General features: G+C 76.8%; 12 protein-coding genes. 9 read left to right on the forward strand and 3 right to left on the reverse strand.

Annotation, left to right across the window (positions count from 1 at the left end; genetic code table 11):
- Nucleotides 1-117: 117 nt before the first annotated feature.
- From Q5761_RS03925 to Q5761_RS03945, 5 genes are all read left to right on the forward strand, one after another.
- Nucleotides 118-441: a zinc ribbon domain-containing protein gene (locus tag Q5761_RS03925; protein ID WP_318751289.1), complete on the forward strand. Its 324-nt coding sequence runs from the start codon at nt 118-120 to the stop codon at nt 439-441.
- Between the two features lie 710 nt (nt 442-1151).
- The gene (locus tag Q5761_RS03930; RefSeq protein WP_135225180.1) at nt 1152-1613 is read left to right on the forward strand and encodes a tRNA (cytidine(34)-2'-O)-methyltransferase; all 462 of its coding nucleotides are present in this window, start codon (nt 1152-1154) and stop codon (nt 1611-1613) included.
- A gap of 527 nt (nt 1614-2140) precedes the next feature.
- Nucleotides 2141-4501: a hypothetical protein gene (locus tag Q5761_RS03935; protein WP_318751290.1), complete on the forward strand. Its 2361-nt coding sequence runs from the start codon at nt 2141-2143 to the stop codon at nt 4499-4501.
- 99 nt (nt 4502-4600) lie between these two features.
- Nucleotides 4601-5827 carry a nitrilase-related carbon-nitrogen hydrolase gene (locus tag Q5761_RS03940; RefSeq protein ID WP_318751291.1) on the forward strand — a complete coding sequence of 409 codons (1227 nt, stop codon included), beginning with the start codon at nt 4601-4603 and terminating at the stop codon, nt 5825-5827.
- 695 nt (nt 5828-6522) lie between these two features.
- Nucleotides 6523-7113, forward strand: coding sequence for a hypothetical protein (locus tag Q5761_RS03945; protein WP_318751292.1), 591 nt, complete (start codon nt 6523-6525; stop codon nt 7111-7113).
- A 653-nt stretch (nt 7114-7766) separates the two neighbouring features.
- On the opposite strand, the gene Q5761_RS03950 is transcribed toward Q5761_RS03945, so the two are convergent.
- Complete coding sequence (locus Q5761_RS03950; protein ID WP_207669852.1) at nt 7767-8156, reverse strand: cell division protein FtsI; 390 nt, start codon at nt 8154-8156, stop codon at nt 7767-7769.
- Between the two features lie 429 nt (nt 8157-8585).
- A complete protein-coding gene (locus tag Q5761_RS03955) occupies nt 8586-8927 on the reverse strand; it encodes an acylphosphatase (protein WP_318751293.1) in 342 nt (113 codons plus the stop codon).
- A 578-nt stretch (nt 8928-9505) separates the two neighbouring features.
- On the opposite strand from Q5761_RS03955, the gene Q5761_RS12380 reads away from it, so the two are divergent.
- The gene (locus Q5761_RS12380; RefSeq protein WP_243123244.1) at nt 9506-9841 is read left to right on the forward strand and encodes a sulfite exporter TauE/SafE family protein; all 336 of its coding nucleotides are present in this window, start codon (nt 9506-9508) and stop codon (nt 9839-9841) included.
- A gap of 165 nt (nt 9842-10006) precedes the next feature.
- A complete protein-coding gene (locus tag Q5761_RS03965) occupies nt 10007-10366 on the forward strand; it encodes a sulfite exporter TauE/SafE family protein (protein ID WP_135225183.1) in 360 nt (119 codons plus the stop codon).
- Between the two features lie 67 nt (nt 10367-10433).
- Here Q5761_RS03965 and Q5761_RS03970 read toward each other — a convergent pair whose 3' ends face one another.
- Nucleotides 10434-10904, reverse strand: coding sequence for a DUF441 domain-containing protein (locus Q5761_RS03970; protein ID WP_318751294.1), 471 nt, complete (start codon nt 10902-10904; stop codon nt 10434-10436).
- A gap of 612 nt (nt 10905-11516) precedes the next feature.
- On the opposite strand from Q5761_RS03970, the gene Q5761_RS03975 reads away from it, so the two are divergent.
- Complete coding sequence (locus Q5761_RS03975) at nt 11517-11738, forward strand: NifU family protein (protein WP_135225185.1); 222 nt, start codon at nt 11517-11519, stop codon at nt 11736-11738.
- Nucleotides 11739-11801: 63 nt separating this feature from the next.
- Nucleotides 11802-12497: a hypothetical protein gene (locus Q5761_RS03980; protein ID WP_318751295.1), complete on the forward strand. Its 696-nt coding sequence runs from the start codon at nt 11802-11804 to the stop codon at nt 12495-12497.
- The last annotated feature ends 66 nt before the right edge of the window (nt 12498-12563 follow it).

Here is a 12563-nt window from a genome sequence, read left to right on the forward strand (position 1 = left end):
CGTGCTGCCCCGGATCGGGCGGGTGAAGACCCACGAGACCACCACGGCCCTGCTCCGACGCATCGAAGCGGGGACAGCCCGCATCCTGTCCGCCACGGTCGCCCGGGAAGGGGGCCGGTGGTTCGTCAGCTTCACCTGCGAGGTGGAGCGGCCGCCAGGCCGCCCCCGGTTCCCCTGGAAGCTCGTCGGCGTCGACATTGTTCGCGGTGTGGCGCGGCCAAGCCGTCGCTGCCGCTTTCGCAGCGCGTTTTCCGCTCTGAGGAATGCGCGCTTGTGCTCGACCGGGACGAAAACGCGGCGCGGAATCTCGCGGCCCTGGCGGCCGCCGTCGCCGGGAGTGGCCCGGAGACGCAAAACGCCCGTGGACGGGATGGAAGACCTGCCACAAGGCAGGCGATCGCGGAGGAAGCGGGAAGCCGGCACCGGCGCATGGCCGGGTAAGACCGGCACCGCCGATCCGCAAGGATCGGCTGCCTGAAACAGAGGATGATGTTTCAGGTAACGGCTGAGCCTCCAGAGGGGGGCGCGGTGCCCATGGAACGGCTCACCGTCTACTACGACGGATGGTGCCCGTGGTGCGTGCGGGCCGCCGCGTGGTGTCGGCGCCTGGACTGGCTGGGCCGCCTGGACCTCCGGTCCTTCCGCCCCGATCGCCCCTCCCTCCACCCGGGGGCCGCGGCTGGGAGTCGGGGGGAGGCCGGGGCTGTCCCCGGGGGGTCGCCTCCGGTGGACGCCGTGGCCATGGCCCGGGCGGAGCAGGAGCTCTTGGCCCGCGCGCACCCCTCCGGCACGTGGTACCACGGCTTCGCGGCGGTCCGGGCCATCGCCCAGCGGCTGCCGCTGCTCTGGCCGACGGTGCCGTTGCTGGCCGTCCTCCAGGGACTCGGCCTCGGGCCGGCCCTGTACCGCGCCATCGCCCGCCGGCGGCCGGTGGTCCTGCCCCTTCCCGGGGCCTGCCCGCTGCCCCGTCGTGCCCGATGTGTCGGGACCGACCCCGCGGGCCCGTGCGCCGGCGGGGATCGCCGGCGGGACGCGGACGGCAGCGCCGGGCGTGCCGGCCGGCGCGGGACGAGGAGCCGCCCCGCTGCTGGCGAAGTGGGGAGACGGGACGATGCCCCGCCGCCGGCCGACCGGGGGGTCACGGGTTCCGGATGTTCGACGTCGTGCTGGTGGCGCCCGAGATCGCGCCCAACACGGGGAACGTCGCCCGCACGTGTGCGGTGACGGGCGCCCGGCTGCACCTGGTCCGGCCCCTGGGCTTCCGCCTCAGCGACCGGATGCTCCGCCGGGCGGGCATGGACTACTGGGAGCACGTGGAGTGGCGGGTCCACGACACGTGGGACGAGCTGCTGGCCGCGCTGCCGGAGGCGCGCTTCTGCTACCTGGAGCCCGACGGGCCGGTCCGCTACAGCGATCTCGCCTTCGCGCCCGGGGACGTCCTGGTCTTCGGGAGCGAGTCGCGAGGCCTGCCGCGGGAGTTCATCCGCCAACGGCCGGGCCCGGTCCTGCGGGTGCCCATGCGGCCGGGCCTGCGCTCCCTCAACCTGGCCAGCACCGTCGCCCTCGTCCTCTACGAGGCGTATCGGCAGCACGGCTTCCCCGGCCTGGTGTGAGGGACCGGCGGCGCTCCGGCCGCGGCCGGATGCACCCCGCGGCGGGCGCCCTCCCCCGGCGGCGTCCGCGATTCCCCGACCTGGCGGCGCGGCGAGGACCCCGAGGGGCGGCGATCTGACGGGTCGGACCCGCCGGGAGACGGCCATCCCGCCAAGGGGATGCGTCGCCGGGCTGGTCGGCCTGGTAGGGTAGGGCCGTGGTCGGCGCGGTCGGTTCGCCGGGGTGGAGACGTCTCCACCGGCAGCGTCGGTCTCGGCCGGGAGACCGAAGGTGGTCGGCGCGGTCGGTCCGCCGAGGTGGGGGCGTCGGCGGCGAGGATGTCCCACCCAGGGTGCGGGAGGCTGGCTCCCGGGGAGGCGGCGCCGGCCGCTCCGGCAGCCGGGGGCGGCGCTCCGGAGGATGGGACCTCCTCTGGCAGCCGCGGGCCGCGCTCCGGAGGAGGGGGCCTCCTCCGGCAGCGGCGCCAGGGGCTCCGGTCGTCGCCCCGAGGGCCTTCCGGTCGACGTGCCAGAGGAGGGGGCCGAGGATGCGCCCGCTGCGCGTGGCAGCCGTTCCGCTCCGGCTCGAAGCGGTGACGCACCTGGAGGCAGCACGGGAGCGGCTGTGGGCCGCGGCGCTGACCGGTTACCGGTTGCTGACCGCGTCCGACGCGCCCGATGCAGCGGCGCGCTCCCCGGATCCCGGCCCGCCGACCGCCGGGCGGTCGGAGCGGGCATCGGCGCCGAGCGGCGCAGCCGCGGCACCACCCCGTCCTCCGGCGACGACCGGGGCCGCCGGAGCCGGGGGAGAGGCCGCCCCAGCGGAGCGGGCCCTGGGGGGAAGCGCCGCCCCGGAGGGCACGGGTGCCCGCAGAGCCGCCGGCGGTCCCTCCGCCGGCACCCCCGCCTCGGTGCGAATCGCCGCGGGACACGGTGGCAAGGGGCGTCCCCTCCTTCCCGCCGGGCGCCGCGCGGCGGGTCTCGTGGTGCTTCCGGGGCTGGCCGGCCTGCTGCCGCTGGCCGCCCTGGCCGGGGAGCCGCCGCGCTGGGACGGGCGGCTGGCGGCCCTGGCGCGGCGCTACGGCGAAGATGCGGCCGAGGCCTGGGAGGCCTGGTCCGCGGAGGTGGCGCGCACGCTGGGGATCTATCTCTGCCCCGGGACGGTGGTGCTCCCCCACCCCGACGGGATCGAGCACGTCGGCCTCTGCTTCGGCCCGGACGGGCGGCGGCTGGCGCGCCAGCCCCAGCTGCACCGCCTGGCCGCGGATGCGCCGGTGCAGCTGGTCCCCGGCGACGACTGGAGCCCCTTCACCATCGAGGGGTGGCCGGCGGCGCTGGTCGTGCACGAAGACGGCTGGGTGCCGGAGGTGGGGCGTTGGGCGAGCCTGCAGGGGACGCGCCTGGTGATCCACCCCGGCCACCGGCTGGAGCCCGCCTCGTCCTGGGACGCCATCGCAGGTCCCTGGCAGGTGGTGCAGCAGACCCAGATCTACTGGATCCACGTCACGCCGGCGGGCGAGTTGGGGGGCAAGCCGCTGGTCCCCCGGGCGGCCGTCTTCGCCCCCTGCGAGATCACGCCCGGCGGGCGGGGCTGGCTGGCCCGCGAGGACGGCGAGCGGCCCGTGGCGACGGTGCTGGAGCCCGGGCCGCTGGACGCGATCCGCGCCGCCTATCCCCTGGATCGCCACCTCCGCCCCGCCCTCTATCTGCGCGACCTGTTGCCCGCCTACCGCCGGCTGGCGACGGCGTCCGTGGCGGACGGAGATGGTGCGGCGGAGCCAGGAGCGGAGGCTGTAGGGGCGGGACGCGAGATGCCGGCGGGACGACCGCAGGGGGTGGAGGCGGGACGCCGCGCGGGTGCGGGTGCGGGCGCGGCCGCGGCGGCGCTCGCTGTGTCGCGGTCGACGGGGGCCGAACCGCCGGCCGGGGACGGAGGCGTCCAGCGGGCGGCGCGTTCGGGCCCGGCGCTCGTCCCGGGGGAGGCGGCCGACGGCCGGTCCCCAGCGGACGAACCGGCCCGGCGCCGTCGTCGTCGGCGCCGCGGGCGGGGTGCTCGGGCCAGCGCCCCGCCGGCGGGCGCTGGGCCGGACGACGCCCGTCGCCCCGGGCTGGCGGCGGCTGCTGGGGACGGTGGGGCGCCCGACGGCCCGGAGGCGGTGGAGGGGGCACCCGCCCAGGGTGGACGGCCGCCGCGAGGCGCAGCGTCCTCGCCGGCAGGAGGCCGACCGGCTCGAGGCCGGCCGGCGGGAGACCGGCCGACGGGCGAGCGGGAGCCTGGCACGGGAGCGCCGTCCGGGCAGGAGACGTCCAGCCAAGATGCGCCGTCCTCCCAGGCCGGCACGCGGTGGCCGGCCGGGACGTCCCCACCGCCCAGGCCGGCGGCCCCCGGCGGGATCCTCGGAGAGGGCGGGCGCGGGGCGGCGGCGGGGGCTTCGGGGAAGGTGCCCGCGGCGGAGGGTGCTCCCGAAGGGGCTTCAGGTGCTGCCGACGGGGCGTCCAAGCGGGCGTCGGAGGAGGCGGCGCCACCGACGGGTTCCCCTTCGGGTTCCTCGTCGGGTTCCTCGTCGGGTTCCTCGTCGGCTTCCTGGAGGGCTTCGTCGACTTCCTCGCAGGCTTCCGGGCCAGCCTGCCCGCAAGCCTCCCCGCAGACGCCTCCCGAGGCTTCCCGGGCGGCCGCGGGGGACGTCGGGCCGTCCTCGGGGGCCGAGCCGCCGGGCCCCGGCGGCTCGGGGCCGGGCGGCCGGCGGCGGCGCCATCCCGAACCCCGCGATGCGGGGCATGGAGATGAGCCCACGGTGGTGGGGCCCGCCGGCGGCCGGCGGCGACGGCGCCGGCGGCGCCGTCGCCGCCGCAGGCCGTCCGGTGACCCCTCGGTGGAGCCGGGGGACGGGGGCTCGACGACCGGCTGACCCCGGCCGGCCCAGCGGGAGACGACCGGCTGACCCCGGCCCGGGCACCCGGATACGACCGGCTGGCTCTGGCACGAGCGGCGGGAGGAGGGACACCCGATGGCCCGCGGTCTTTGGCCGATCCTCCAGCAGCAGGCCTTCCGGCTGGTGTTGCGCTGGACCGCCCGGCGCGGTCCCCTGCGGCGGACCATCGCCGCCATGGGGATCCGCCGCAGCGCCAACCTGCACAAGCTTGACCCGGCGCGGGTGCGGGTGGCGGCCGTGCAGCTGGAGCTCTCCCCCGTGCAGCGCCCGGAGGAGTTCGTCCGCTGGGTGGCCGACCCGCTGGCACGGGCGGTGGCGGAGGGCGCCCAGCTGGTGGCGTTCCCGGAGGACGTGGGGCTGGCGCTCCTCGGGCTGCTGCCCGGCTTCGATCGCCTGGCCCAGGCGCCGTCGGCCGAGGCGGCCCTCGCGGAGCTGGGCGACGTGGCCGTCGCTGACGTGTTGCGCTTCCTCGGGCCGGCGGTGGCGCGCATCCACCACACGACCTTCGCGACCCTGGCCCGCGCCCACGGCGTGTTCGTCCACGCAGGCAGCGTCATGCTGCCCCAGGGCCGCGACCTCTACAACGTCGGCTTCCTCTACGGTCCCGACGGGCGGCTGGTGGGACGCCACGCCAAGGTCCACCTGCTGCCGCTGGAGGCGGAGTGGGGCCTCTGCTCCGGCGACGCCCTCGAGGTCTACGACACCCTGCTGGGCAAGATCGGCATCCCCGTCTGCATGGACGCCACCTACTTCGAGACCTTCCGGTTGCTGGCGCTCAAGGGCGCTGAGATCGTGGTAGTGCCCATCGCGAACCCCGAGCCCTACAACGAGTGGCATGCCCGGCGCGGCACCTGGGCGCGGGTCCAGGAGACCCCGGTCTACGGCATCGTCCCCGCCCTGGTGGGCCGGCTCCTGGGGTTCGAGCTGACGGGTCGCGCCGCCGTCTACGCCCCCCTCGCCCTGACCCCCGCGGGTGACGGCGTCCTCGCCCAGGCCCGTACCTGGGACCGGGCCGAGGTGGTCTGGGCCGACCTCGACCTGGTGCGGCTGCGGGAGTACCGCCAGCGCGTCGCGTTTCCGGCGTACCTGCGGCCCGACCTCTACACCCGGTACCTCGAACCCGCCTACCGCCGCCTCCTGGGAGGAGGGGCGGCTCCCGGTTCGGAGGTCCGTCCCCCCCTTCGGGCGGGGGCCGCACCCCTCGGCCGGGGGCCGGCTTCGTCCCGGGACGAACCGGCCTTGACGAACCGGCCTTCACCGACCGCCCTGGACGAACCGCCTGTCAGGAACCACCCGGGATGAACCCGCCTGGGCCCCGCCGCCCGGGACGGCTGCCGCCCCCGTCCGCCGGCGAGGCCGTCGCCGTGTCCCCGAGGCCGGCGCCCACGCCGCGCCGGGTGACCCTGCACCCGGCGCGGGGGTGGTGGGCTGCACCCGGCGCGAGGGCAATGGGTGGCGGTGGGGGATCCCCTCGCGGGTGGCCTCCCGCGGACATGGCGGACCTGCGGGGCGCCGCCGACGCCGCGAGCGACCGGGGTCGGTCGACAGGGCGACTTGGCGCCGCACCCCAGGAGCCGGCGGGTTGTCCGCCGGCTGCGAAGACACCGGGGTCGATCGACGGGTCGACAGGGCGCCGCACCGGCGCGGCCCTCCGCCCGCGCATACTTTGGGCTCCCGGAGAGAGGTTAGGATCGGTGCCCCGGGTCGGGCCGGCGCCGCGGAGCACCGGAGCCGCCGGGGATCGGGCGGGGGCCGGTCGTCCCCGCGCCGGGCGGGCAGCGCCCGCGATGGGGCATCCGGCGAAGCGCATCGGCGAAGCGCATCCCGGCTCGCCGGGCCGGAGCGATCCGCCGACCCGATGCGTTTCATCACCCGTGCGAACCGGCGCGGTCCATCGCACCCGTGGGTTCCATCCCATGGCTGTGCCGGGGGGCGGGCGGCGAGCAAGGGGCCGACGGACGAGGGGTGCGCAGCGCGCGAGGGGGGATTCCGCCGTCGTGCGGGCAACGGAAGCGCTCCGCCAAGGGCTGGATGGATGGGGCGGGAAACGGGCCCGGGACCGCGCGGGACGAGGGCAGCTGCGGGGGGTCGTCGGTTCCCGCGGCAGCGTCCGGGCCGCCGCCATGGCCGGGGTCGTCCTGGCAGGGCTCTGGCTGGGCGGCTGTGCCATGGGGGGTGGCGGCGGAGGTGGTGCCCAGGCCAAGCCGTCGCCCGAGGAGGTGCGCTCCGCCGTCCGCCAGGAGCTGCAGAGCCCCGAGATGCAGGCCCAGATCCAGCAGATCATCACCCAGCAGGTGCAGGCGCTGGCGGCCCAGCAGGTCCTGTTGACCCCCGAGGGGCAGAAGCAGCTGGTCGAGCAGCTCAAGACGGTGGCCGCCTCGCCCCAGGGCCAGGCGGCGATGCAGACGGGTGTGCAGTCGTTCCTGCGGTCGCCCCAGGGGCAGCAGCTGATCCGGCAGGCGGTGACCATGCAGCTGCAACAGATGCTGAGCGGTGCCGCGGGGGGTGGCGGGGCCGGCGGGGGGGCCGGTGGCGCGGGAGGAGGCGGCATGGGCGGCGGCGGGGGCGGCGGAGGTGGCGGGGGCTAGCGCAGGAGGCCGCCGCACTCGCGCGAGTGGCCGTCCTTCGCTGCGTCCAAGGCCCTGCGCAGGAGACCGCCGCACGGTTCCGCGGGTGGCCCTCGGTCGCCGCGTCCAGAGCCCCCGCAGGAGGTCACCGTCGCACGGTTCCGCGCGGCTGGCCGTCTTGCGCCGCGTCCAAGGCCGCGTTCGCCGCGCCCGTCCGCCATGCCCCGCCGATCTGGTGGGCCTTCACTCAATCCCCATGTCCCTCGGGCGGTCTCCAATCGGGGCCGAACGCCGCGGCGAGAGCAACCCGCCCGGGCGCCTTGGAGACCGGCCGGGTCGAGCCCCACGGTGGCTCGACGGTGAACCCGCGTACCCCGAGGAGGGGCGAGGAATAGGGTCGAGATCGGACCGGATTGGAGCCTTGGCCGCGCCCTGCACGCCGAAGCCCGCACGCGGTCCATGAAGCCATCCCGGACGGATCGGCCGATGGCCCAGCGATGATCCAAGGTCTCGGTCCGATGGGCCGAAGCGGTCTCGGTCCGGTGGGCCGGAGCCCTTGCGGATGGCCCCGAAGCCCTGGGGACAGCCCATCGTCGACGACCCCGCGGTCGGGGCGGCACGAACCGATGGGGGACCGGCTCCGCCGCTGGCGGAGCCGGTCCCCCACGCCAACCTCAGCGCGGCGCCGAGGGCCCGCGGCGGGCGTCGCCGGCTTCGCGGCGACGCGGCGGCCGGGGCGCCGGCGGCGTCGACGGGGCGGGTGCCACCACGCCGGCCCCCTCCGGGTCGTCCCGGGAGGCCTGCGGGGCGGCCCCGAACCGCTCGGCACGGGTGGCGAAGGGCTGGAAGCCCGCGCTGTTGGACAGCGGATTGTACGGTGCCGGCGTGTCGACCCCCTCCCCTTCGCCTGGGCGGACCCACGCCGGGCCCCAGCCATCGGCGGCCCCCGTGGTCAGCGGGTTCAGCCCGCCGTCGGCCGCCGGATTGGGGGACGACGCCGGCCGACCCTCTTCGCGCTGCCGCTCCGCGGCCTGTCCGCCGTCGCGATGCCGCGGCTTGGACACGGGATCACCCCCCGCTCCTAGCCTGCCCGCGGGGGGCCCGGGATGTGTGCCCGCCGTGCACCGGCCGCGGCCCGGGGGATGGATCGCCACGCCGCTGGGCCTGCCGGCCGGATGCCAAGGGTGCCGGGGGACGGCCCGGGGGCCGGTGGCGGGGACGGCGCGCCGGCCCCGTCACCGGCCGCCCCTGAGTCGCCATGCCACGCCCGGCAGCGGCCGTCCAGGGGCTGGCGTGCCCGCGGGGCGCTGCATGCGCACCGGTGGGCAGCAGCCGCCGCGGCCCCTCGGCTCGCTGGATGCCGAACCCCGCGGGGGGCCGGATCGTGGCTGCAGCGTGTACCCCGGGCCCGTCCCCTCGGCTCGCTGGATGCCGAACCCGCGGTGAGGTCCGGATCGTGGCCGCGGCGTCTGTCCCGGGCCCGGCCCCTCCGCTCACCGGATGCCGAACCCCGCTGACAGGCCGCGGGCGGCGCCCCAGCGCACCTCGAGGCCTTGGACCTGTGCGGCGGGTGGGCCCTGGCGCAACGCCTCGATGAACGCGTCCAGCGCCGCGCGCTCGCCCTCGGCGAGAACGGTCACGGTGCCGTCGGGTTCGTTGCGCGCCCACCCTCGCAGCCCGAGGGCCAGGGCACGGCTGCGCGCGAAGGCCCGGTAGCCGACGCCCTGCACGTGCCCGTGCACGGTGACCTCGACCCGAGCCAAGTCGGTCGGGGCTGCATCGCCCGCGATGTCGGCGGGCCGATCCGACCGGCTCGATGCGCCGTCCTGCGTCACCGCGTCCCTCACCTCCTGGGTGGACCGCCGTCCACCGCGCCGGGCGCGGCCGGTCCACGCCTGCGATCCGTCCTCCCGTTCCAGTGTGCCATGGCCGCAGGGCGCGTGCAGGGGCTCGACGACGGATGAGCAGCCGCGCACCTCCCGATGCCGATGGGCGCAAATTAAGCCCGGCGGTGGATGCCCGCAGGGCCGCGCGGCCCGTTCGGCCGGCGGAGGGCCCGCCGGTTCGTCCGGTAAGGATTGGGGGGGCAAGACCGGGCATGGCCCCCGATGGGCGGGACGCCAGGAGCGGGTGGAGGGACCACAGGAGGTCGGGCGCATCGACCCCACCGCTGACGCCGCCACGGACCTTCACCTCCTCGGCCCGGACGGCCCCGACGACGGCGTCGGGTGGGGGGCCGGGGTGGATCGGTGCGCCGCGTTCGGCCGCCGGCCCGGGCGCGGAGGCGCGGAGGCGCCGTGGCCGTCGCGGGGCGCCGGCCGGCGGCGAGGGCGCGCGACAGGCCGCCGGCGCCGACCGGCTCGACCGCCGGGAGCGGCCCACCCGCCGACGGTTGTCGGGTTGGGCACCGTGGGTGGCCGGGGTCGTCGTCGGTGGCGTCAACGGGCTGCTCGGGGTGGGCGGCGGAACCCTGTTGGTACCGGCCCTGGTGTACTGGTTCGGGGTCCCGGACCACCGAGCCCATGGCACGTCGATCCTCGTGGTAGGGCTGACCTCCCTGATCAGCGCCGGCGTCTACGCGACCCGGGGGATGGTCGACCCGTCCCTGGCCGCGCAAGTGGCCGCCGGCGGGGTGATCGGGGCGGCCCTGGGGGCCCGCTGGATGGCGTACCTGCGACCCCGTGGCCTGCGGCGCCTGTACGGCGCTTTCCTTTTGGCGCTGGGCTTGCGGATGCTGATCTGGGGCTAGAGGGACGGGGTGCGGCGCCGACGGGGTGTGCCACAGGGTGCACTGCCGGCGGGGCGTGGCGTGGGCGTGAAGAGGGGCGGGGACGGGCCACGGGGCCCCCGCACCGCGCGGGCGCGCACTCACGCAGGGTCCCCGCCGCGTCGCCGGGGCGAGGGGTGGGGTCGATTGGGCGTTCCCTGGCCGAGCTTGATCGCGGTCGCCACGGGCATCCTCAGCGGGATGTCCATCGGCGGCGGATCGCTCCTGGTCCCCGCGCTGGTGCTCGTCGTCGGGGTCCCCCAGCACGTGGCGCAGGGGGTCGTCCTCGCCACCTTCCCGGTGGTGGCGGCGGTGGCTGCGTGGGTCCACTGGCGCCAGGGCTTCCTGCGCTGGCGCCTGGCGCTGCGGATCGCGGCGGGCAGCGCGGTGGGTGCGGCGCTCGGCGCGAGGCTCGCCGTCGACGTGTCCGGCGAGCTGCTGCGCCGCCTCTTCGGCCTCTACCTGGTGGGGATCGGCATGTACGCCCTGTACCGCAGCCGCCGATGAACCGCGGTCCGCGGTGGGAGGGGAGGGCACGGGCGGCGGGCGGTCCGCCCGTCGGACGGCCCGGCCGTCAGAAACCGCGGCGCAACAGGGTGAACAGCTCCAGCAGGACGGCGGCGAACCCCGCCGCCGTCAGCGGGCCGACCGGGATGCCCTGGAAGAAGGCCACGCCGACCAGCGTGCCGAAGATGAGGCCGATGATGACGTGGGGATTCTGCTCGAGCAGCGCGATGCCCCGCGCCCCCAGGACCGCCGCGATGAAGCCCGCCACTAGCCCGGCGTAGCCCGCCAGGCCGCCGCGGGTGAAGCTCTGGACGGTCTGCTGGAGGGTGACTTGGCCGTCGGCGAAGGGGATGAGGACGGCGACGATCAAGAGGATCAGGCCCAGGGACATGGCGTGCTGCTCGACCAGCGGCAGGACCCACGCCAGCCCCAGGAGCCGGAGGAGCAAGAGGATCCCCGCCGCCGCGGTCACCAGGGGGTTGCGCCCCAAGGCCCCAAGCCCGAGGATCGCCAGCAGGACCAGGTCCGGTTGCCCCAATCTGCCACGACCTCCCGCCCACCCGCCTTACCATACGCGGCCGGGGGTCGGCGTAGAAGGCGGGTGGACGGGAGGGGCGGGCGTCGTCGGTCCCCCGGGGAACGCATCCCCGGGCCGGCTGCCGACGGCTGCTGCGCCAGCATCCGTTCGGCCCGCAGGATCGCCTGTTGCACCAGGCGTCCGCACTCCCGGGCGGACACCGCGCCCCAACCCTCGCGGGCGACCACCTGGTCGATGCCGAGGTCGCGCGCCAGGTCCGCCCGGAGGGCGTCGGACATCAGGCGCCGTCGGCCCATGGAGGATCCCTCCCGACCCTGCTGCGCGGCAGGGCCTGAGGGTAGTGTGCTGCCTCCGGCGGGCGGTCCACGCCGTCAATCGCAGCCACCGGCGCCGGCCATGGCTGCGGGCCGGCCGGGTCTTCTATAATAGGAGCGAAGCGTCCATAGGAGCGAAGCGTCGGCTGGGCGCGCAGGGCCGGCGGCGCGGGCCGGCGAAGGGTCGGGGCCTGCGCCGGCGGCCGGCGGAGGGCGGACCGCGCCGCCGGGGGCATCGGCAGGGTGTAGCGGCGACGCGCCGGGCGCGGTCGCCCACCCTCACGGGAGGACGACGACCATGCGTGAGCAGGTGGAGCAGGCGCTGGAGTCCATCCGTCCGGCGATCCAGATGGACGGCGGTGACATCGAGCTGGTGGACGTGGACGAGAACGGCGTCGTGCGGGTGCGCCTCGTCGGCGCATGCGTGGGCTGCCCGATGTCCATCATGACGTTGAAGGCCGGCATCGAGCGCATCCTGCGCGAACGGGTGCCGGGCGTGACCGACGTCGAGGCCGTCTGAGCCACCCTCGCCGGGGGCTCCTGCGCTGACGCGGTCCGGCGGGCGGGATGGGGAGGACGTCCCTTGATCTGGTGGACGGCGGGGCTGCATGCCGCAAGCGGCATCGTGGCCCTTCTTTTCGCGCGCGAAGTGGGACAGAGCTTCCGGCGGCGGCGAGCGCCCAGCTCGCTGTGCTGGTTCGTCGCCCTGGTGCTCTTCGCGCTGACCGCCCTGGCCGATGCCGCGGCGGCGGTCGTGGGCTGGACGCCGTGGCTTTACCGGCTCTGGTACGTCGGCGCGGCGTGGCTGGTCGCGGCCTTCGGCGCGGGGACGGCGTACCTGGTGCTGCCGCGGCCCTGGGCCCATGCGATCCTCGGGCTCCTGGCGGCGGTCGGCCTCGCCATGCTGGGGGTCGCGGCCGCGACGCCGGTGGACCTGGCCGCCCTGGCGGGTGGCGGACCGGTGGGCGGCGAGGGTTGGACCGACGCCACCGTCCGCGTCTTCTCGCCGCTGTTGACGATCCCGGGTTCGCTGCTCCTGCTGGGCGGCGCCGTCGCGTCGTGGTGGCGGACGCGCCATCCGTACGCGCTCTGGCTCGTCGCGGGCACGCTGGTGTTGGCCTCGGGCGGCAGCCTGACGCGCCTCGGCGCGCCCGTGGCGTTGCCCGTGGCCAACCTGCTGGGGGTTTGGCTGCTCTATCGCGGTCACCGGCTGGCGCGGGAGGCCCATCGGTCACGGGATGACGACGCCGGGGTGGGCCACCCCGCGGGGGCGGCGTAGCCCCCGCGGGGCCCGGTCGGGGCCCCATGGATCCCGGCAGGCGGGGGTGCCGATCCGGGCGCCGGT

It is taken from the genome of Thermaerobacter composti, from assembly GCF_033582035.1.
GTDB classification, from domain to species: Bacteria; Bacillota; Sulfobacillia; order Thermaerobacterales; family Thermaerobacteraceae; genus Thermaerobacter; species Thermaerobacter composti.